Origin of the sequence: Agriterribacter humi (assembly GCF_009192765.1) — a bacterium.
In the GTDB taxonomy this organism is placed as follows: domain Bacteria; phylum Bacteroidota; class Bacteroidia; order Chitinophagales; family Chitinophagaceae; genus Agriterribacter; species Agriterribacter humi.
Map to the genome: position 1 here is coordinate 349,689 of NZ_VOHQ01000002.1, position 23,835 is coordinate 373,523.

At 41.8% G+C, this 23,835-nt stretch carries 13 protein-coding genes; 11 read left to right on the plus strand and 2 right to left on the minus strand.

Translation table 11 applies throughout. The features are described 5' to 3' along the window. Positions 1-243: 243 nt before the first annotated feature. The 5 genes from FRX45_RS04625 (at position 244) to FRX45_RS04645 (ending at position 10,448) form a co-directional block, all read left to right on the plus strand. On the plus strand, positions 244-3,285 hold the full coding sequence (locus FRX45_RS04625; RefSeq protein WP_152267230.1) for a SusC/RagA family TonB-linked outer membrane protein: 3,042 nt from the start codon (positions 244-246) through the stop codon (positions 3,283-3,285). 33 nt (positions 3,286-3,318) lie between these two features. Next, positions 3,319-4,917 carry a RagB/SusD family nutrient uptake outer membrane protein gene (locus tag FRX45_RS04630; RefSeq protein WP_152267231.1) on the plus strand — a complete coding sequence of 533 codons (1,599 nt, stop codon included), beginning with the start codon at positions 3,319-3,321 and terminating at the stop codon, positions 4,915-4,917. A gap of 20 nt (positions 4,918-4,937) precedes the next feature. Then, positions 4,938-5,768, plus strand: coding sequence for a phytanoyl-CoA dioxygenase family protein (locus FRX45_RS04635; protein ID WP_152267232.1), 831 nt, complete (start codon positions 4,938-4,940; stop codon positions 5,766-5,768). Positions 5,769-5,839: 71 nt separating this feature from the next. Next, positions 5,840-8,179, plus strand: a complete 2,340-nt coding sequence (locus tag FRX45_RS04640) for a hypothetical protein (protein ID WP_152267233.1) — start codon at positions 5,840-5,842, stop codon at positions 8,177-8,179. Between the two features lie 598 nt (positions 8,180-8,777). After that, the gene (locus FRX45_RS04645) at positions 8,778-10,448 is read left to right on the plus strand and encodes a hypothetical protein (protein ID WP_152267234.1); all 1,671 of its coding nucleotides are present in this window, start codon (positions 8,778-8,780) and stop codon (positions 10,446-10,448) included. A gap of 386 nt (positions 10,449-10,834) precedes the next feature. On the opposite strand, the gene FRX45_RS04650 is transcribed toward FRX45_RS04645, so the two are convergent. Both FRX45_RS04650 and FRX45_RS04655 read right to left on the minus strand, forming a co-directional pair. Continuing rightward, the gene (locus FRX45_RS04650) at positions 10,835-12,658 is read right to left on the minus strand and encodes a PAS domain-containing sensor histidine kinase (protein WP_152267235.1); all 1,824 of its coding nucleotides are present in this window, start codon (positions 12,656-12,658) and stop codon (positions 10,835-10,837) included. Positions 12,659-12,851: 193 nt separating this feature from the next. Next, positions 12,852-13,616, minus strand: coding sequence for an SDR family NAD(P)-dependent oxidoreductase (locus FRX45_RS04655; protein ID WP_152267236.1), 765 nt, complete (start codon positions 13,614-13,616; stop codon positions 12,852-12,854). A gap of 62 nt (positions 13,617-13,678) precedes the next feature. Here FRX45_RS04655 and FRX45_RS04660 point away from each other — a divergent pair, with 62 nt between their 5' ends. The 6 genes from FRX45_RS04660 (at position 13,679) to FRX45_RS04685 (ending at position 23,833) form a co-directional block, all read left to right on the plus strand. Beyond that, entirely contained in the window at positions 13,679-14,641 is a 963-nt protein-coding gene (locus tag FRX45_RS04660) for an AraC family transcriptional regulator (protein ID WP_226804954.1), read from the plus strand. A 153-nt stretch (positions 14,642-14,794) separates the two neighbouring features. Then, positions 14,795-15,427: a LutC/YkgG family protein gene (locus FRX45_RS04665; RefSeq protein ID WP_152267237.1), complete on the plus strand. Its 633-nt coding sequence runs from the start codon at positions 14,795-14,797 to the stop codon at positions 15,425-15,427. Between the two features lie 624 nt (positions 15,428-16,051). Next, a complete protein-coding gene (locus FRX45_RS04670; protein ID WP_152267238.1) occupies positions 16,052-19,267 on the plus strand; it encodes a SusC/RagA family TonB-linked outer membrane protein in 3,216 nt (1,071 codons plus the stop codon). Between the two features lie 20 nt (positions 19,268-19,287). After that, complete coding sequence (locus tag FRX45_RS04675) at positions 19,288-20,793, plus strand: RagB/SusD family nutrient uptake outer membrane protein (RefSeq protein ID WP_152267239.1); 1,506 nt, start codon at positions 19,288-19,290, stop codon at positions 20,791-20,793. A gap of 39 nt (positions 20,794-20,832) precedes the next feature. Beyond that, positions 20,833-22,848, plus strand: a complete 2,016-nt coding sequence (locus tag FRX45_RS04680) for an alpha-L-rhamnosidase-related protein (RefSeq protein WP_152267240.1) — start codon at positions 20,833-20,835, stop codon at positions 22,846-22,848. A gap of 31 nt (positions 22,849-22,879) precedes the next feature. Then, positions 22,880-23,833: a glycoside hydrolase family protein gene (locus FRX45_RS04685; protein WP_152267241.1), complete on the plus strand. Its 954-nt coding sequence runs from the start codon at positions 22,880-22,882 to the stop codon at positions 23,831-23,833. Positions 23,834-23,835 lie beyond the last annotated feature (2 nt).

Here is a 23,835-nt window from a genome sequence, read left to right on the forward strand (position 1 = left end):
CCGGTTAAATGCAAATAATTTAACCGGTGATCTTCCTTTGTTATTTATAAACAACCACTATAAAAAATATAACCACAGATCATGCAAATTGAGTGTCGTTATTTGAAAATGCAGTTGTTTCTTTCCAATGTGGTATTAACTAATTTTAATTCGTAAACAACATCGAAAAATGTTAGTTAAAAAATAGATCCCCGATAAGTTTATCAACTCTGTTAATTTTTTAATCAGCTTAAATCAAATTAAATGCTAAACGATTATTTGCCATCCGGGTTTTTTCGCAAGCCTTTGCTGGTGCTTGGAGTTATTTTGAGTTTCTGTATAACAGCATTTGCTCAGCAACAACTTACTGTGAGCGGAAAAGTAACGAATAACAAAGGCGAAGCACTCCCCGGTGCCAGTGTAAACATCAAAGGGAGTAGTAGCACTGTTTTAACCAATAATAATGGCGAATTTGCTATTTCCTGTTACAGCAATAGCATTTTAATTTTCTCCTATAGTGGGTTTGAACCACAGGAAATTTCGGTGAACAATGCCACAAGTTTAGATGTGCAATTGCTCGAGGCACAGGGGGTATTAAGCGAGGTAGTCGTTACAGCGCTGGGAGTGGAGCGAAAGTCGAGCCAGGTAACCTATGCTACACAAAAAGTAACCGGATCAGAACTTACAAAGGTTGCGGAAACGAATTTTATCAATACAATCTCCGGAAAAGTATCGGGGGTAAGCATCTATCGGAATGCATCAGGAGTAGGAGGTTCTGCTAAAGTATTGATCCGGGGTAATAAATCTGCCCAGGGAAACAATCAGCCATTGTACGTAATCAATGGTGTACCTATGAGCAACTTTGCCAGCGAGAGCATCAACCAGTCTTTTTCGAGTTTTGATGGTGGCGATGGTATATCGAACTTAAACCCTAATGATATTGAAAGTATTAATGTGCTGAAAGGTGCATCGGCTGCAGCATTATATGGAAGCAGGGCTGCCAACGGTGTTATATTAATAACAACAAAAAAGGGCAAGAGTGGTATTTCCACTATTGATTTTTCTTCAAGTTTCAGTATGGACAGGGCTGCCTACCTACCGGAGTTTCAAAGCTCATTCGGTCAAACTGCCCCGGGATCGGAAGAAAGCTGGGGTGAAGCGATAACAAATGCGCCCGATAATATTTCCGGATTTTTTAAGACGGGTAAAACATGGATAAATTCCATTGCGCTTTCCTCCGGGAATGAAAATATGCGTACCTATCTTTCTTATTCACATACAAAGGGCAATGGTATCCTGGAAGATAATAAGCTTACCAGGCACAATCTCTCCATAAGAGAAACGGCAAAATTCTTAAAAGATAAATTAAGCATTGATGCCAATTTAAATATTATAAGCCAGCACATGCACAATCCACCCATGAGCGGATTTCAGGCAACGCAATTGTATGGACTATATAGCTTTCCCAGGGGATTAAATATGGAGCCCTATAAGAATTTTGAAATATTTGATTCTGTTAGAAATGTAGGCACTCAAAATTGGCCGTTTATTACGGCGTCAAACCAAAACCCCTACTGGGTGGCGAACAGGAACCTGTTCGATAATAAGCGCAACAGGACAATGGTAAACCTGGTGGCAAAATATGATATTACGGACTGGCTGAATCTGCAGCTCCGCGGAAATATGGACAAGACCAACGATGTAAACACCCGGAAGTATTACGTGGGAACGGCTGTAGCTTACGGTGGGCCGAATGGCGGGTATAACCTTTTAAACAGAACGCTTACTGAATATTATGGAGATGCAATTTTAAATGCGTCAAAATCTTTTGATAAAATAAGTTTAAATGTGCTGGTAGGTTCCAGTATCACAGATACCCGTACCAATGGAGAGTCTGCCGGATCTACCCTGCTTTATATACCGAATGTTTTTACCATTCAAAATATGAATCCGTTAAATGGCGGCTATGCAAGTTCTCTTTCTGATGGACGGCAACAATTGCAGGCAGTTTTCGGAAGCGCCAATATTACCTACAACAATTGGTTGTCGCTTGATGTGACAGGAAGGAATGACTGGTCATCCAATTTAAGTTTTACCCCGAACGGATCGTACTTCTATCCATCGGCAGGCTTAAGCGTTCTGTTGCAGGAAGCGTTGAAGCTACCTGAAGTAATTTCTTACGCGAAATTGAGAGGCTCTTATGCGATGGTGGGAAATACTGTTCCATTATACGTTACTAACCCACAGAATTACCTCGATGGCAGGGGTAATGTAAGTTTCAATAACAAAGCACCATTTACTGATTTAAAACCAGAGAAAACAAAGTCGTTGGAAGTAGGGGCGGAGATACAGTTGTTCCGGAATCAGTTTAGCGTTGATTTTACGTATTACAAAACAAACACTATTAACCAGTTCTTTTCCATTGCTGTTCCTCCGGGTACAGGGTATAGCCTGCGTTACATTAATGGCGGCGATATTCAAAACTCAGGTGTTGAGGTTACCCTTGGCTATACATCGTTGCCGGGAACATTGCTGAGGTGGAACAGCGCGGTAAATTTTTCAACCAATAAGAATGTTATAAAGCGTTTAGCCACGGAAGTAGAGCAGTTTGTACTTACCAGCGACATCAACAATTATTATTCTATTCTTAAAGTGGGTGGTTCTTATGGCGACCTGTTTGGACAGGTAGTTAAGAGAGATGAAAAAGGAAGAGTTGTTGTTGATGCAGACGGCAAACCCGTAATACAATCCGGAAGCCCGGCATTTGTGGGCAATTCTAATCCGAAATTTAAAATAGGCTTTAACAACAATTTCAGGTACAAAAATTTCCTTTTAAGCTTTTTGGTAGATGGAAGCTTTGGTGGAAAAGTGATGTCTCTTTCGGAACAGGTATTTGACGGATTGGGAATATCTAAAGCAAGTGGCGAAGCCCGGTTGAACGGAGGTGTAAAAGTGAATGGTGTTACCGAGGGTACGGAAACTTCCGTAACTACTGTAGATGCCCGGAAGTGGTATCAAACTGTAGGCGGCATTCAGCATGCAACAGGAGAATACATGTATGATGCTACCAATGCAAGGATGCGTGAAATTTCATTAGGATACGCTATTCCTGCTACAGTACTGAAAAGCGGTTTTTTCAAAAGCGTGAAATTTTCATTAGTAGGAAGGAACCTGGTATACCTGTATAAAAAAGCGCCATTTGATCCTGATATTATTTTTTCAAACGGGAACGGGTATTCAGGTGTAGAAATATTAAGCCTTCCCGCCACGCGCAGCTTTGGCTTCAACCTGAATGTTATATTTTAACTGTTTAACCAACTCATACTTAAATTAAGCATAATGAAAAATTATAAATATACTTTCATTAATATTAAAGCTTGTACCCTGGTGGCTTTATTGTTGATGATGAATGCATGTACAAAAGATTTTGAATCATTCAATACCGACACTAATAGTATTTCGGATGAACAGCTAAAAGTTGATTTTAATAACATAGGGGCATTTTTTCCTAGCATACAGAATGCCTTTACTACCAATAACATGATCCCCATGGATATAGGGGAGTTTTTAACGGGTGGCGCTTTCGCTGGTTACTTCATGTTTCCCAATCCCGGGGCTAATAATACGAATTATTCAATGCTGGAAGGATGGGCCGGGTACGGAATGTTCGGTGTTGGCTATAATGCAATCATGTCACCCGTGAATGAAATAAAGCGGCGGGGTGCGGAAGCTTCTGCTCCTGATTTCTGGGCGGTAGCGCTTATTCTTAAAGTATACGGGATGCATAAAGTAACAGATATTTATGGACCTGTGCCTTATACTAAATTTGGTCAGGGCGGTACTACGGTTCCTTATGATAGTCAGCAGGAGATTTACAATACCTTCTTTAGTGAGCTTGATGTAGCGTCAAAGGCATTACAAGACTATATAGTGAAATTTCCGGGTGCAAAGCCATTCAGTAAATTTGATAATATTTATGCGGGCGATTATTCGCAGTGGCTACGATTTGCAAATTCCTTAAGGCTGCGGTTGGCAATGCAGATCGTAAAAGTAGCGCCGGATATTGCAAAGGCGCAGGCTGAAAAGGCGGTTGATCCGTTAAATGGAGGCGTATTCACGGCTAACGAGCACAATGCTTTCGTAAAAGGCGGAAGCAATGCGCTATATATTGCCTCCCAGATCTGGGGAGATATAAGAGGAAATGCCGCGCTCATTTCCTGTATGAATGGTTATAGCGATCCCCGGTTGAGTAAGTACTATGATCCTTCAACAATAGTACCAGGTGAATATGTTGGAATACGAACCGGAAGTAACATACAGGCAAGAGGCGATATGCTCAAATTTTCAAACGTTGCAGCAGCCAGTTTTGTTCAGGCAACGCCTACGGAATTGATGACAGCGGCAGAAGTATATTTCCTCCGTGCTGAAGGTGCATTACGTGGCTGGAATATGGGAGGAACTTCAGTAAAAGAATTATATGAAGAAGGTATTAGTACTTCCTTAACACAATGGGGTGTAGGTGGGGATGCGCCTGGTTATATTAATAACGATATTCGCAAACCGGCAAATTACACTGATCCTTTGCTCCCTGCTCAAAATGCGCCTGCCGTATCTGATCTTTCTGTAAAATGGGATGAAGCGGCTACAAATGAGCAAAAACTCGAACGCATTATTATTCAAAAATGGATATCTGATTTTCCGGATGGAACCTGCGCCTGGTCAACTTTCCGGAGAACAGGATATCCCAGGCTTTTCCCGGTTGCTGTAAACAACAGTGGAGGAGAGATTTCCACTGCTATTCAGATTCGCAGGATGAATTATCCGGGGTCAGAATATGTAACCAATGCCGCCGAAGTAGCCAAAGGGGTAACGTTGCTGGGCGGCCCCGATAACGGAGGCACCAGGCTTTGGTGGGATATTGCAGGACCGAACTTTTGATAAACGATAAACCGTATATTATGAGTTACTTTAAATTAAGTGAGCAACAAATCAATGCATTTAATAAAGACGGGTATCTTATTGTTAGAGGGGGTCTTACAGGCGAAGAAACCATAAAGCTGTCTGGTATTGCACTGAATGATGATATTATCAAAAAAAATGCGCTTGATCTTAATGACAGTTCCGGAAGAAAAACACGCCTTACATCGTGGTATACACCTGGCAATGACGCCTATGGATTACTCACCAAAAGCAGGAGAATAATAGAATCAGTTGACAAGCTGCTGGACGGAGAAGCGCCCGTTTGTCACTTTCATAGTAAGCTGATGCAGAAAGAGCCAAAAGTGGGTGGAGCCTGGGAATGGCACCAGGACTACGGATATTGGTATAAGAACGAATTTTTATTTCCGGATCAGATGATATCGGTGATGATTGCCATTACTGACGCCAATAAACAAAACGGATGCCTGCAGGTAATAAAAGGATCGCATAAAATGGGACGTGTGGAGCACGGCTTTTCAGGTGAGCAGGTAGGCGCTGCTCAACATTATGTTGACCTGGCATTGAAAACAATGGAATTGGTGTATGTAGAATTAAAGGCAGGCGATGCGCTTTTTTTTCATAGCAATATCCTTCATCGCTCAGCGGCGAATTTGTCGGATACCGCCAGGTGGTCTTTGATTTCATGTTATAACCGCGCCTCTAACAGAGCCTATAACGAAGCCTCGTTATCTCACATCACTCCAATAGAAATGGTGCCGGATGAAGCGCTCCTGGAGTGGGATGGAGAGACAATTGGTAGCAATGTTGATTTTGTAGGAAAGGAGCATGTACATAAAGCAGAGATCTGAGAGGCGGGGAATGGGAGGAATTAAGTATAATGTATTAAACCGAAGATTGGATCCGTATAATAATTTAAGAAATGGATAATAAACAAAAAAACAACAGGATCGTTCGTATGAACATCTCCGTTGTGGTAATAGTAACGTTACTTACCATATTGGTAGGATGCCAAAATAGCAATCATGCTGCTGATCCAAATGCAATAGTAAGATCAACGCGGATAGAATTGCCGAACCAGGACAGCAATATTATCAAAACTTCATGGCCTTCTATTGGATGCTGGTTTTGGTTTCAGGAAGAATTTGAAGGGGAGGGGTATAAAAGATTTATAGACCTGCATGAAAAATATTCTCCTTTTGAATTGCTCTCCACCAGTTTGCGCTACCCCGGAGATTTAACAGATCCGAAAGTGCATGACCAGATAAAAGCCGCGTCATTGTATGCGCGCAGCAAAGGAATAGGGTTGGTGATGGATTTAGATATCCGTCTGGCCCGGGATAGCTTTAAGGAAAAATATCCCGACGAACTGCAGCAAATCATCCTGTTAAGAGAATTTCCCCTGAATAAAGCCAATACGGCTGCTCTTGGCGTTAAAGCGCAGGGATTTGATGACCATTACACGTATGGCAGAAACCCCTATGAGCCTGTGACTACAAAAGTACTGCGGGTATACAGTTATAGCAAAGAAGGCGGTTTGATTAAATCCGGAACGGTAAAAGATATAACGGCAGCCGCTACTTCTAATGCAACAAAAGACAGTGTAAATATTACTGTTGATTTTGATGAGGCGGACAGAGGTAAGACTGCTTGTGCGCTGGTTGCGGTTACTTTATATACACCGGATGTATTTGCCCCTCATATATTATCCTATCAGCGTGAGATACTACAGCAATATGCCGATGCTTCGCTGGCAGGCGCCTGTAAGGATGAATGGGGCTTCCCGGGCAGGTTTACCCCGCAAACCAATGATCTGTGGTACTCCTCTTTTATGGCGAAGGCGTATGAACAACAGCGGAGTGGGAGAGATTTATTGAGAGATATGTTGCTGATGACTTATGGTGAAACTGCTGCGAAAGCAGATAGGATAGCCGCTGTAAATCATTATATGGAAATGTACTGGAAGAGAAATGGTGAAATAGAAACGGATTATTATCATGCTATAAAAGAAATATTCGGTAAGGACGCTATGTCGGGCACACATCCTACGTGGTTCCCGTTCCCTGATAACAGGGAAATTTTTAAAAATGGTTTAAGCTGGTGGGTTTCGAAAAGAGATGTTGCTCAAACGGATGAAGCTACCCCCTTTAGTGTGAGAACGGCGCTTGCCAAAAAAATGTGGAGCCCGTTATGGTTCAATATGTATTACGACAAGGATGTGAATGTATATCATAAAGATATCTGGAGGGCTGCTTTGGCCGGTGGTCGGTTGAACTATCATCCGTTGTGGCCGCATCCGATTGATAAGCTTACTACCTCTTTGCTGGAAGACAGTGTGATGATGGCAGAAAGCAGGGTGAAATTGCTAAATTATATTTCTGCGGCGTCGCCTGATTGTCCTGTAGCAGTAGTATTCGGCCATCCGGCAGCGCTTAACTGGAACGATGACGCATCTTTTGCAGATGTAGGACTTAATATTGCCAACGCTTTGTGGAAAGAAGGATATTATACGGATTTAATTCCCAGCAGCGAAATCGTAAACGGTTCACTGAGAATAAATGCCGGTGGTAAAATTCAATACGGTCCGCAACAATATGAAGCCGTAATTTATTATCATCCCGAATATGGTCAGGAAACAGTTGCAGCATTTTTTAATAAGGCGGCTGCTGCAGGTAAAACCAGTTTATACAGGGTTGGTGAATGGACGGTCAATTATGACGGACAACCATTTGATGGTATAGCGGCAATGGGTAATGCCGTTAAAAAGACGGATACACTTTCCGCGGTTACATCTGTAATAGCAGCCTTGCAGGCTAAAAATATTCTTCCTCAAACCAAAGGCGATGTACACACAGTGGCCGGCTTCCCATCATCGGTAATGCCAAAGGCAAGCGGGCAGCTCCGGTTAATTGATGGAACACTCATTGTTGTTTCTGGTGAGCATAACCTGATGGGAGATTCAATCAATCAGTCGGTTCAGGCAGATGGTCATGCCATTTATTTTGACGCGATAGGCGTTGCAGCGGTAAGGTTAAACAAAAAAGGAGAAGTAGAGGCGCTGGCAGGAGGGGGGTTAAAATCGTTCAAATCAGAAAGTCTCAGTTTCGACCTGCCGGAACGTACTGATGTTGTGCTTTATAAAGAAAACGAAAAATGGCGGGGTATTGTTCAGGGCTATGAAGGACCCTTGCCGCAGGAACTGACCGAAATCACAAAAAACTGGGTAAAGTTAAAATGGCCGGAACAATATAAACCTCAGTAACACAGAAAAGTTCTCATAAGCAGTTAGTTTTGATAGAACCCCTATTTCTATAGGGGCTATTTTTTTACGAAAAGATGAATGTTGCTATAAAAGATTTGATAGCTGTTGTTCGTTATAGTATGTCAATTGAGGATAGCGTGAAGGTATTAATTGCATAGCAGGAAATTTATTCAACCTTCTATTTCATAAAATATCTCAACATTTCGGTAAATACACGGCAAGAATTTTGTAGTTTTTATGAATCGGGTTTATGAATGTGAAATAAAGAAATGATGCAAATGAAGTGTCATAAGTTAGAATTACAAAGATTTTTTAATTGTTTTATTTATAACAATTTTACTGCTCAAAAAATCATCAGGGTATTAATGGTTCAAACATTTATTTCTCATTTGCTCTTTGTTTTCATTTTCCCACAGGAACGGTTGTTGCAGAAGATAATGCTTCGTTAGCGGATGTATCGGTAAGTGTAGATGGCGGATCTGCCGGGACGATTACCGCTGCAGGAAATCACCTTAAATCCTTACCTCTCTCAAAATCCGGGTTGGAACTAACGTAGTTTATTGGACTTGTATTAATATGAATATTTTAAAGTAACGATATGAACGGACTTTCTTTAAAAATCCTGCATTCCTTTTTTTTACTTTTCATATCATTGTATGGACTGAGTCAGGTGCAAACAGTCAGGATTATAGTGCCTAAAGGAGCGGGCACGGTAATGGAGAACACAAAAAGAATCCTGGAATTGCAGATTACCAGCAGGGCTGATGTTACAATAGTAAAAGACATCAGTGCGCAACTTACAATAGAGCTCATTAAAGAGGCAGGGTACCATCCCGAATCCTACAGCATTTCAGATAAAGGAAAAAGTCACATTCAGATAGCGGGAGCCGATGGAGCAGCCTTATTGTATGGTGCAGGCAAATTGCTAAGAACCTCCTGCTATGACAGTAACGGTTTTACCCCCGGAACCTGGCGCGGCACTTCCACACCAAAAGGTAAAATAAGAGGTATATATTTCGCTACGCATTTTAATAATTTTTACGAGGCGGCACCTATTGAAGATGTACAGAAATACGTGGAGGAACTGGCGTTGTGGGGCGTCAATCATCTTGTGATTCATTTTGCGAACTGGCAGTACACTGCTTTCTACGATGCAGCGGCGCAAAAAACGCTCACCCGCTTCAGACAGATAATGGGCATGGCAAGAGCGTGTGGAATGAAAGTGGGATTACTACAGGTACCGAATCAGGGGTTTAAGTTTACAAAAAGTGAATTTTTGAATACGCCTGTGCCTGATCAGTTGGGCCGGAGAGGTCATTTTGGAATTAACCTGAACCCATCAAATGCGCAGGCAGACAAATTACTAAAGGAAAACTGGGCCTATTTATTAGATCAGTTTAAAGATATTGGTTTAGACCTTATGGTTTTCTGGCCTTATGATGAAGGAGGATGCGGTTGTGATCAATGCTGGCCATGGGGTGGGCGTGGCTATCCAAAATTATGCAAAGCACTTGCTGGTATTACCAAACAAAAATTTCCTGACATCAACGTGGTGTTGTCTACATGGATGTATGATACACCACCTGCAGGAGAGTGGGAAGGGTTGACAAGGTTTTTGAGCAAAGGAAATAACTGGCTCCACTATGTTATGGCCGATTCTCATGAAGACTTTCCAGGGTATCCGCTGCAGAAGGGTGTTCCGGGAAACCTTCCCCTGTTAAATTTTCCGGAAATCAGCATGTGGGGCCAGGGACCCTGGGGTGGTTACGGATCTAACCCGCTTGTCAACCGCTTACAGCGGTTATGGAATCAAACGGAGGGTAAAGTATCCGGTGGTTTTCCTTATTCAGAAGGAATTTACGAAGACCTGAATAAAATAATTTGTGCCCAGCTCTATTGGGATGGTGAACGTCAGACATCAGATATTGTGAAAGAGTACATTGCCTATGAATTCTCGCCGGATGTAGTGAATGATGTCAGCCGGGCAATTGAAATTCTTGAAGCCAATCATAACCGCAAACAAATTAAGGCCAATGCTGTTGAAGCTTTTAACCTTTTGCAACAGGCAGAGCGCAAATTAACCGCACAAACGCTGAAGTCATGGCGTTGGCGCATATTGTATCTGAGAGCTTTGATTGATCGTGAAATGTATGAACGTGGTGGAAAACTGGAAGGTGAACTGTTGAAGGCCGCTTTTAATGAACTAACAGAAATCTACCATGCGCAAAATGCACATTCAATGCCAATAAGGCCGCCGGTAATTAAATAACCGGAACGATACAATCCGAAGTGATGAGTGGTTTAAGAGGTTTCTATATGGCGAACTGAAGTAAAACCGTAACCTCGTTGTTAGCGTTTTAATAAACTATTAACAATAAAGTATGGTACCATTTTGCTTCCAATGCGTCTACTAATAAAGACAATATAGCATATAGTCAATTTTCTCATAAGCAGTTAGTTTTGGTTGCGGCCCCTGTTTTTACAGGGGCCAATTTTTTTCACGTAACGAAGAACGCTGTGATAATTGTAGCGATACGCATCTTAAAAAATCAATAGAAGATAGCTTTAGAAAATATAACCCGCGCAGCCGTAGATCATTCACAACCTGTGTATCAGGAATTTCACATACCAGGTTTATTATTGTTCAATATTCTTTTATAAGATGGCGTGTTGGCAACGTGGTGGAAGCGATATGTCAATACAGCACCCCTTTCCCGGAGAAGTAGTTATATTCAATGACCCACTAAGAGCTTCAACCCGGTTTCGAATATTGATAAGGCCAATTCCACTTTTAGCGGTTTCCTGGTCAAATCCTTTTCCATTATCTTTTATTGAAAGATGAAAGGAATTGTTTTTTATGCTTAAGGCAATAATTATTTCGCTCGCCTCTGCGTATTTAATAATATTGTTGGTTTGCTCCTGAACGATGCGAAATGCCATCAACTTTTGGTCGTGAGATAAAAATTTTTCCACCTCCGCGTCAAAATCGAATTGCACATTGAAATGAAGGCTCAATCTCAGGTTCGAAACAATTTCTTCTACAGGTCCTAGTAACTCCTCTTTAATCCGGGAGCTGTTCAATGATTTGGAGATCTCCCGGATTTCGTTTATTGCAAGTAATATGTATTCTTTGCTTTTTTTGATGTAACCTTCCTTGTCCTGGCAATCCAGTGGCTGGGCACAGTCGATCATAAGATGTGCAACAGAAAGTATTTGATTTACGTTGTCATGCAATTCTTTGGCTAGCTCGTTAGATACATGGTCCTGTGTCCTAATCACCGCCTGGGTGATTTCCTTCTCCTTTTGAATTTTCTCCCGCAGGACCTTCGCCTCCATTTTTTTTTGTTCCGTTACATCTTGCACAACACCGATAGCACGGATAGGTTTGCCCTCTTTGTAAATGATATATCCTTTGTCGGCAAAATTTCGGTACCTGCCGTCAGCACATTGAAAACGGTATTCGGCATCGCAATAGGTATGCCCCAGGTTAATAAAGTTTTTGAACTTATACATGGATATCTCCCGGTCTTCGGGATGTGTCTTATCCTCCCACCAATCCAGTGTACCCTCTATTTCCTCACGGGTATATCCTGTCAAAGTCATTAACGCTTCACTTCGGTAGACTTTACCGGTTTCCATGTCCCAGTCCCAAATACAATCGGAAACGACTTTAGCAACGTACGAAAAGCGTTCACTGCTTTTACGCATGGCTTCTTCAGCTTGTTTTTCAGCTGTGATATCAATAGCCTGACCTGCGATAAGCCGCTTGTTGCCATTAAGAGGTAATAAAAATTTATGCAACATAAAATAGCCGGGAGAGCCATCGTCACGGATGGATTCAATTACAAAGGCAAGAGACTGGTTGGTTCTTAAAACCGTTTTATCACTGGCAATAAATTCATCGGCTATGTGTTTTGGGAAGAGTTCATATACATTTTTAAGTCTGTAATTTTTATGAATTCTCCAAATCCGCCTTGCCTGCCTATTCATGAATAGTGTATAACCTTCCTCATCTGTTACCCAGGCAGGAGCCAGGCTGTTTTCGAGATAAGAAAAATAAATGGACTCGCAGTCGTTGGTATTGGAAAGGGTTCGCTTAATCTGTTTTTGCAGGCACTGGATGATAACAACAATGGCAGAAGGCCTGTTTGTGTCAGGAAGTTTATGAACGTAGCAGGCAAGTTGTAGCATTTTACCACTCGGGTGACTAAGAAGTATTTCTTCTTCCAAAACCCCGGTTTCTATTATATGGTGTATTTTTCTGTTAATGCCGCAATCGGCACAGCACAAATTGTGGAGCAGGTCAATCATATTTTTACCGGCAATTGTGTCTGTGTATTGCGGTAACAATTCCTCTAAAGCCGGATTCCACTTTACTATATGTAGTTCAGGATCTGCAATCATGATGGCATCAGACGTGTTGTCTACAATACTTTGCAGCCAGGATAGCAAAGCCAAACTGGGATTCTGACTATTCACAGGGTAAGTGGATTTTATTAAAAAGGCTAATAGTTATCAACTAAATTTCCGGAAATATCTTTGTAACAATAGGTTTGTTCAATTAACGATTTCCCGTCTGGTTTAGTATGTGGGATTTAAGTATCTGGTTTCATTGTTGTGCGGATAAAATCCGGGGATAAAAAAAATCTCCCGGGTGGCCTGTTTAATTCAATTACCTTCTGTAACCCAATTCCGCTCCACCGCTCACAGGAAGGGTGCAACCGGTTATGAACCGGGCTCTTTCTGATAATAAAAATACGCAGGCATCGGCTATAACATCCCCCTGGGGGCAATATCCCAAAGGATGAATGGTTTTAATGTATTCGCTTGTCTTTTCCTGGTCAGGTTGCTGACTTATCCAATCCTCAACGGCCGGTGTCCAAACCCATGCCGGGCATACTGCGTTTACCCGTATCTGATATTTAGCATAATCCAGGGCCATAGATTTGGTTAATGTGCTGATGCCTCCTTTGGTTGCTGAATATGCAGCATGGTTTTCCTGTCCAATATCTCCAACCAGACTACTGGTATTCAGTATGGATCCCTTACTGCTCTGCAAAGCTCCGATTCCATATTTTGTGGTCAGGTATATGCTCTTAAGATTGACATCCATCAGTTTGTTCCATTGTTCTGTTGTTGTTTCGTGAAGCATAACAGATGGTGTTACAATGCCGGCATTATTATGAATAGCATCAAGCTTGCCATAGTGTTTAAGCGTTCTGTCAATTGCGTCTTTTACTTCTTCTTCTACCGATACATCACAGGTAAGAATTATATGAACATGATTGCCTATCTCTGCTAATATTTTTTTGAGGTCAGGTTCATGATTACTGGCAATAGCGATACAGGCGCCTTCTTTTGCATATGCTTTTGCACATTCATAGCCAATACCACTGGACCCACCGGTGAGAAATAAAACCTTATCTTTTAACAGCATCTATTTAATTTAAATTATCTTCAACGATAGGGCAAAATACCAGTTTTGCCTGCTGAAAAAAAATGGAGTATATCAGTACTTTGATAGATAATCCTATTATAATTATGAAAGGTGAAAAAAACAGATACAAGGGATTAACCACAAGAAGGCGTGATGGCTTCATGGGTGAAAAACAAATTATATTACCGGGGAAACTTTTGAAGGAACGTATTGAAGACGATCCCCTGCTTAATAGCCTTTACATAACACTTATAGGTTATTTCCCGAAAGCATCTTTTCATTACCGGGAAAGGAGATGGGGATGCAGGGACAATATTCTGTTTTATTGTGTGGATGGAAAAGGCTGGTACGAGAATAAATCAGGTTATTGCGAAATTAAGGCAAATGAGTTTGTGATCCTGCCTGCTACCGATAAGTATCTTCGTTATGGGGCACATGCTGAAGACCCCTGGTCGCTGTACTGGGTTCATTTTTGCGGAACCAAAATTCCACATTTCAATCAAATCTATAATCTTGACCAGTTCCTGACACCAACTGTTCTCCGTCCGGACGAAAGAAGAATTGGTTTATGGGAAGAAATGTACAATACACTTGAAATGGGATATAGTCTGGATAACCTGAGCTACTCAAATTTTTGTTTGTATCATTTTGTGGCTTCTTTCATATTCAGGAACCACAACTTCTCCAGCTTTCAGAAAAAAGACGATAATATTATTACCCAGGCTATTCTGTTTATGCGCGAAAACCTGGCTAAAAAGCTTTGGATAGATGAAATAGCCGGTAAGTTTTCTTATTCAGCATCCCATTTTTCAAATCTTTTCCGCAAACAAACGGGGTTTGCCCCTTTGGATTATTTTATTCATCTTAAAATGCAGAAAGCCTGCCAGCTACTGGATCTTACCGAGATGAAGATAAAAGATGTTGCGGCATTTATTGGATATGAAGATCCCTATTTCTTTAACCGGATATTCAATAAAATCATTGGTATGTCGCCATCTGAATACCGGCGAACCAATAAGAGCTGATTGGTGATGTTAATAAATCAGGGATGAGATTTGGATGAAAGCGTTTATGACTTGGAATAATAATTGAATTATCCAGCATTTCGGGTGAATGTTCTATTTTTTAAGTCTGAAAAAATGAAGACTTTTAAAAGCCAATAAATATGCTATACTGTTATGGAGGATTCAACAGCACGAAAGAATATTCTGAATAAAATTAGCCAGGCTTTATCAAATTCCACTATGATGCCTTATCCTTCTGCTGATATTCCTGAATCCTTTTTTAAATCGGAACAGGAATCGTTGATAGCTTTATTTGGGAGGAAGTTTACAGGCTTGCTGGGAAAGTTTTTTTTATTCAGCAATGCGGCAGAGTTGAGAGCAAAATTAGATCAACTTATAATAGAGAATAAGTGGATGCATATTTGTTGTGATGAAAATTCCTTAAATCAGCTCCTGGGAGATACAACCGGTCCATTTATCCCCACTGGTAATTTATATAATACCGATGCAGCTATCACGGGTTGCATACACCTGGTAGCCCAAACAGGAACAATCGTGTTGAGTTCCGGTCAGTCTTCAGGCAGGTCCCTGCCGGTATATACGCCTGTGCATATTGTAATTGCATTTGCACACCAATTGGTATTTGATTTAAAAGAAAGTATTGAAAAGGTTATGTTAAGCGGGGCTCAGGATTTTCCTTCGTCACTGGTATTTGCTTCCGGGCCGAGCCGTACCGGAGATATTGAAAAAACGTTGGTAGTGGGTGTACATGGTCCGGGGGAAGTTTATGTGTTGATGTTATCATAGCCTTTCGAATCTATTGCTATAGGTTCTTCAATAAATAATTAAAGTTTTACTCCCGCCCCAATGCTGTACTCAGAAATCCAATCAGTAATGTAAGATAAATGGATGGTTTAGCCAGTTCTTAGATGCTGTCGGACGAGGTGCCTTTTTCATTAATGCATTCCCCTCCTTTATTTAATAAGACATTTAACGCTTTGCATCTGCCGTTCAGATGATGTAATTTTTAATGCTGTTTTTAGGATGATGGTTGAGGCTTTATCAGGTAATGCAGAGACTTTTTATTATATATGCAGTGAGTACTTTCTTTCCTTTGTAAATAATTGAATAATCCAGTAATATAAGCATATATTCTATTGATTGTGAATGGTAAGTTTAGCAACTTTACTTCTGTTAATACCGCGGTAGTTTACAATAGCAGGTACCCCTTTAAACGATTTGCACTCTTCAGGCCATATGAAGGAGCGCTATAGAAATCGGTTCAATGCTAAATGCTTTGATCCTTAGGGGAACTGTAATGCGCCATGAATTATCTTCCAAAAACTAAATCATTGTTGATCGTAATGGAATATCAGCAGATATTCTTAGTGTGTAACCATTTTATAAACTATAAAGAAAACCTAACTGCGTATGGAAAAGCTATCTATTTCCCCGCCCGTTAACAACTATGCCGGTCCGTTAGATGCAGGAGGCAGGAACAGTATTGCTCTTGCATATAGACGGAAATCAAAAATAGTGATTGCTTTTGTTTTAATTTCCCTGGCATCGTTATTATCATTACCAGTTCATGCTGAATGGTATAGTGATGATGATAACAATATATTGGCGTATTTCAGCGAAACGACAACTCTTCAGAGCAGGATTGTGAGGGGTACCGTTACTAATGATGCAGGTGAAGTCCTGGGCGGCGTTACTGTACAATTGAAAGGCAGTAATACTATTGTCACTACCACTCAAGACGGTTCTTTTTCCATTGATGTACCTGATGGTGCGGTTACGCTGATGTTTTCCTATATCGGAATGCAATCCCAGGAAGTAAACGTAAGGGATAACCGCCCCATTAGAATTGCATTGAAGGTTGAGAATAATACGCTTTCCGATGTGGTGGTAGTGGGATACGGTACACAAAAGAAGGTTAACCTTACCGGTTCTGTTGCTACCGTTTCTTCCAAAACATTATTGGAGCGTCCTGCCACTAATGCTGCCAATCTTTTGCAGGGACGCATTACAGGATTACAGGTTATTCAACCAACGGCTTCTCCGGGGCGTGATGATCCGCAGTTTCAGATAAGGGGACTGGGTTCTTTCGGAGCCTCATCCAATCCTTTGATACTGGTGGATGGTATTTTGGGTTCCATTACCAATCTTAATCCCAACGATATCGAAAGTGTATCGGTATTGAAAGATGCAGCATCGGCCGCCATATACGGATCAAGAGCGGCGAATGGTGTGATACTGGTAACTACCAAGCGTGGCAGGAAAGGAGAACCGCTGCTGGAATACAGGATAGATGTTGGCTCACATACTGCAACAAGACTTCCGGATTTTATTTACAATTCCGTAGAATATATGACCATGTACAATGCGGCAAAAGAAAGAGTTGGATTGCCTGCATTATATACACAGGAGCAGATTGATGCTTATAAAAATCCTACAGACAAAGCGCAGTATCCGGATTTCAATTGGTCTGATCATTATTTCAATCCAGCTACTGTTATCAATCATAACCTTCGTTTTTCCGGCGGTAATGAAAAAACCAATTACAGTATTTCACTTGGATATCTCGACCAGGATGGAGTTTTACCATCATTCAATTACAAAAGATACAATGCCATCATTAACCTGAATACGCAGGTAAACAAAAGGATCCGTGTGGGAACGATCATTAATATGGTAAAGAAGAATATAACTGAACCTCGGTTTACCAATAGTGATATTGTGTTGCTGGTATACCAGGGCGCACCCAACTATACACCTTTCTTACCAGACGGGAGCGGGCGAGTAGCAAGATACGCGTACGCCGGTGAAGGGCACAACCGCAGTCCTGAAACAGATCTTCATCCCGGTAATTACCAGTATTCCAATTCACATGCAATTAATGCACAGGGCTATATTGATGTAAATATTATAAAAGGTCTTGTATGGCAGGTAAAGGGTGGACTGAATTACAACGGCGATACGTATAAAAGTCATCAGCAGGTTGTTCAGCAGTATGCCTTCATCAAACCTGCCGGTGCGGATGATTTTCCCTATGTGGATGATGGAGGAAAAAGCGGAGGCGTAACTGACAGGTACTCCCAGAATTTGTTGCCATCACTTTATTCAACCCTTACTTACGATAAAACCTTTGGTAAATATCATACCCTTAAAGTATTGGGTGGCTATGAGCAGCAGTCATTCAAAACACAGTTCCTGCAAGGTGCCAGGCTTAATTTTCCAACACCCGGATTGGCGGAAATCAATGCAGGATCTCCTGTAGGCCAAAGTCTTTCAGGTACATCAACAGAATGGGCACTGCGTTCTTATTTTGGCCGTGTGAATTATGATTATATGGGCAAATACCTGCTGGAGGCCAATATCCGTTATGATGGAAGTTCACGTATAGCCGACGATAACCGATGGGGCGCTTTTCCTTCCCTATCTGCGGGATGGAGAATATCAAAAGAAAATTTTATTCAGAACAATGTAAGCTGGATAGATGATCTGAAGTTGAGGGCTTCATTAGGAACACTGGGTAACCAGGAAATAGGTTTGTATCCTTACCAGGATATCCTGAACCTTTCTGAATATCCTTATGGGTCTACATTACAGGCTTCTACCATACTTACCCGTTTAACAGACAAGAATATTAAATGGGAATCAACAAGGGTATTGAACTTTGGTGTTGATCTTGATATTTATAAAGGACTGTTCGGGGTTACATTCGACTGGTTTAAAAAGAATACATACGATATTCTTACTACACAACCTGTGCCTGGAAGCCTTGGATTAAGTGGCCCGGTTACCAACGATGGAAAATTGCAGAATATTGGATGGGAAGCGCAGCTCCGGCATGCCAATCAGGTTGGAGACTTTAGCTACAGTGCATATTTCCTCTTTTCCACCTTTAAAAATAAACTACTTAAAATACGCACACCTACCAAAGGGGTAAATGAGGTAGGATTGCCATATGGATCCTATTATATGTATGAATGGATAGGTATTTTTCAAAGCCAGGATGATATTGATAAATCTCCTGATCAGCCCTTTTTTCCCCCAAGACCAGGCGATCTTAAAATTAAGGACCAGAATGGCGATGCTGTTGTGAATGCAGAAGACAGGAAAACGGTAAAAGGTATTTTTCCGGACTTCACCTATTCCTTCGGTTTCACCGCTGCATGGAAAGGTTTTGCACTCTCTGCTTTTTTCCAGGGCACACAAGGTAACAAAATGCCATTGAACGGATGGGGTATTGATCCTTTTATCCAGGGTACTCCGCCAACAGCAAAATTCCGGGATGCCTGGAGCCCAACCAATCCGAGCAATACGGTTCCCGCGATCTATGAATCCTGGACTTATGGCGGTGTTTCTGCATATCCATCCACCTATTATTTACAGGATGCATCTTACCTGCGGCTGAAAAATGTAAACCTTTCTTATGCGCTTCCAAAAAGGATTGCAGATAAGATATGGTCAAAGGGATTGACTGTTTATGTTTCCGGGGATAACCTGCTCACCTTTACAAAATTTGAAGGTGCAGATCCGGAAACGCTTTCCAGAACGGGCAGTACAATTGGTGGATGGGGAAGATATGCGCAGTTTCCACAGGTGCGTATAATCAACTTCGGTATTGATGTTAAATTTTAAATTATTAAACATACTGGATTATGAAAACATTGTATGCAGTAAGGTCCGTAATAGTGATAGCGGTTATCCTATTTACGAGCGCCTGCGAGGAAAAATTGCTTGATAAAAATCCATTGGACCAGATATCAAGCCAAACTTTCTGGAAAACAGAGGATGATGTGAAAATGGCTTTGGGCGGATGTTACAGGCAGTTGCAATCAGACTTCATGGGGTACAGAAGGGTATGGTTGGATTGTCTTACCGACAATGCTTTTGCTGAATGGAATTATTTCAATATAGCGCCCATGACAATTGGCGTTACCAGCGCAAACTCAGGTGGTGCTGTAAATATGGCTTATTATGCTCCATACCGGGGTATAGCCAACTGCAATTATTTTTTGGCGAATATCGAGAATGTGCCGATTGACGACCAGAAGAAAACCGTATACATTGGGGAAGTGAAATTTTTGCGTGCGTTAATGTATTTTGACCTGGTTAATTTTTTTGGTGATGTTATTTTATATAAAGAATCGCCTGCAAGTGCAGATGCGGCTAAGGTTGCAAAAAGCCCCAAAGCCGATGTGCTGGCATTTATTCATGAAGACCTGGATGCTGCCATTGCCAGCCTGCCGGAAGCTGAATATAAGGGACATGCGGTAAAAGGAAGTGCAACTGCAATTAAAGCAAGGGTATTGTTATATGAAAAAAAGTGGGCTGAAGCGGCATCTTTCGCGCAGCAAACCATGCAATCAGGAAAGTTTTCTATTTACAATAATTATCTTGGCTTATTCCTTACTGCTACACAGGGAGGTAATCCGGAGATTATATTCTCCACGCAATATCTCAGTCCCACCAACCCCACCAATTTTGTGGAAAGTATGGATGTTGAAATAGGCTGGTATGGTTGTATTGATCCCTACCAGGACCTGGTGGATGAGTATGAATGCACAGATGGTAAAATGATTTCGGAATCTGCGCTGTATAATCCCGCTACACCTTTTGCCAATCGTGATCCCCGACTTGTGTTGACGATGCGCAGGGTAGCGGAAGAAAGCTGGGTTGAACCGCAGCATCCGGGGCAAACCGGTTATGTGATGAGAAAGTATGCTGATTTTTCTCATACACCATTTAGTTATGCCAACACCAATTCTGACCAGGACATGGTGTGGATCAGGTATGCAGATGTCTTACTGATGTATGCTGAAGCAAAAAATGAAGCAGACGGACCTGATGCAAGTGTATATGATGCGCTTGACGAAATAAGAAGCAGGACAGGTGTAAACATGCCGCCTGTTGACAGGATCAAATACAGTTCAAAAGATCTGCTAAGGGATTACATTCGTCATGAAAGGCGTGTGGAACTTGCGCTGGAAGGGCACCGTTATTTTGATATTAAACGTTGGGAAATTGCGGCTACCAAACTTCCAACACTTAAAAATCCGGGGGGTGTACCATTGGTCTTTGAACAAAAGCACTATCTGTTTCCTTTTCCGCAGGGTGAATTGGACAACAATCCTGAGCTGGAGCAAAATGATGGGTACCAGTAGTTGAATATATGGAAACAATAATTAAATTCAACTCCCTTTATGAAAAAGTTTATCCTGGTAATATGTACTGTAGTAACAGCCATGAATAGTGGCTTTTGCTCCGGTAGCATTGATCCATATACTGTTCCGGATCTTTGTTCACCCTCAGATACGGTGAGAACCGTAACGCTGAAGGGCGGTTCAGGAGACTGGCATTTTTTGATGGAAGCGGAGGAACAAAAGGCCGCTATAAAAAAACTGGGATGGGATACCGAAGGCACGGGGCGTGAAAAGATCAACCTCCTGAAAGCGCCGGTGTTTATACGCCTGGGCAAGGCAAAGGAATCGTTCACGCCTGTTGCCCGCTTTAGTAAACCCGATGGGTTCTCTGTGAGATATGATTTTGATCTGCCGCAGCAGCAATCGCTCAGTTGGGAAATAAACACACATGATGGAAAAATAAACATGCGTATAACAACCAGTGCAAAGATTGCTGCAGTGCTTGATACCATAAACATTGTTTTTCCTTTTGAGCCTGCTACTGCGGTTACCAGTATCATTAGTGGACATTGGAAAAAAGGAAAATTTTTTACGCCTGCTATTTTAAGCGCTCCCGATCTTGGGCAGGTGCTGGTTTCCTGTAAGGAGCTGCCCTCCCTGCAGGGAAGGATGGAGGGCAGCCGTAGTGAGAAATGGATCAACACGGTATTTGAATTAATACCAAAGCAGGGAACTACTGTATATAATATTGAATTTACGCCGGTAATATTGCCGATGCCAAAAGGGTTTACAAATCAGCAGCGGTGGAAGGCTGCAAGACGCGGATGGTTCAATCTTATTCAGCAAAGCTGCGGCGCGTCCGGTGGTAATACCAATGTGTCCGGCGTATGGGCAAATAACGCACTCAGTGATCCTGTCAGCAGCCTGGTATACTTGCTTGGCGATGCTACATTGCTGGTGCCGGAGCTGGCTCCGGGTATTGTAATGAAAGATATATTGAGACATACCCTTGATTACTGGATAACTGAAAAAACCAATGATGAGGGATTGGTTACCTATACGGCGAGAGGCACACCGGGGAGAGAACTGCAACCGGATCAGGCAACACTGGAAAAAATAAATCCTGGTAATAATCAGAATGTGATGGATGCTAATCCTTCGGTGTTGATTGGTGCGTGGTGCTATATGGCTGTGGCTAAAGATGCCGCATGGCTTCAGCAACACATCAGTGAACTGGAGTTTATTGCGCAGTATATGATCAGGCGGGATACAGATGACGATGGTATCATGGAGTCCAAACAAAGTGGCAACAGCGGATCAAGATTAAAATACAGAAACCCCGATTGCGCATTTGATTGTTATTCCAGCGGGCATAAAAATGCTTATGTGAATATACTGGCTTACCGTGCATGGAATGCAATGGCGGCTTTGGAAAAGCAATTGGGTCGTTATGAAAAAATGCGGCTATACCTTGGGAGGGCGGAGAAACTTAAAAAAGTATTTGTAAAAACTTTTTATAATCCTGCATCTGGCTGGTTGGGTTGGTGGAAAAGTGAGGATGCTGTATTGCATGATATCAATACGGATGTAGCAACCAGTATGGCAATTGTATATGGGTTGCTGGATAAAAATGCAGGCAAAAAGATGTTGCAACGATACTGGACCGCACTGGAAGCCACAGGATTTAAGCGCTTCGACCTGGGTGTTCCTTTAAATATAAAACCTGTTCCCAGGGAAGACATGGAACACTATTCGGCGTTTCAGCAATTTTTAAATGGCGGCTGTACGGTATTTAATACTGCCGTGTTGATTGATGCATTGTATATGGTTGATATGCCCCGCCGGGCTGATATGATTCTTGACAGTATGCTGCATCGGCAGCAATCGGGTGTATTTGCCAATGGCGGTGGATTTCAGAACGGCTTTGTTGATAAGATGGGTTATGGCGCTGAAGTATTTGACTGGAGCGGTAACCCCGCGGGTTATGAAGGACATCTGATATATAACTGGAGTTTTCTTCATTCTGTATTGTACAGGGAGCCTTCCTTCCGCAGGCTGAGAAACCTTTCCAGATAAGCATAGCATATAACTTTAACGATTAAACGATATGAAGATTTTTCCGTTTGTACTTGCCTGCCTGATGTTGAATTTTTTGACCGCCGATGCACAACGGCAGGCAAAGCCGGAGTTGATCAAACTTCCTTTTGCTTTTCCGCAGCAGAACAGAACGCCCATGGAAAATACACCTATTTGGTTTGATTCCAGTTTGCTGCTGGTATCTAATTATAGGCCAGGTGGTGCTTTTGCAAAAGGAAAAAATGCTTATTTATATATTGAAGACATGCAGAGTGGCAATGAGGTGAGCAGGTTTGGCACCGGACATTCTTTTGTAAGTGCGTTTGTGGATGATGAGCAACTGAATGTATTTGCACTGGAGTTTTCTGATTTTGGTAAAGTGATGAATTCAAAAGGAATCAACCGGTTTGTATCAGGCGACCTCAAAAACTGGAAGCAATCTTTAGCTATTTCGCCCGAAGGCAATGAACATCTTTTTAATTCTTCTGTCTGTAAGGATGATAAAGGTTACCTGATGGCCTATGAGTCAGATAAACCGGTTCAATTCTGTTTTAAGTTTGCGAGATCAACGGATTTAAACAACTGGAAAAAGTTAGACGGAATAGCCTATACGGGAGAGCACGCGGAATATTCAGCATGCCCGGTGATCCGCTATTTTGCGCCCTGGTATTATGTTATTTACCTGCATGCGCCACAGCCTGGCCATAAAGGATGGATTTCTTATATGTCGCGTTCAAAAGATCTGCTTAGCTGGGAGCTGAGTCCATTTAATCCTATTCTCGAAGCCAGTAAAGGTGAAGGGAAAAATAATTCGGATGTTGACTTATTGGAGCATGATGGTAAAACCTATATTTATTATGCTACCGGCGACCAGGAAACATGGGGCACTGTGAGAGTGGCAATGTATAACGGCATCATGAAAAATTTCTTTGAAGCCCATTTTCCCAGCGGCGCTTCGTTTAAAAAAGTTTCAGCCAAAAAATAATA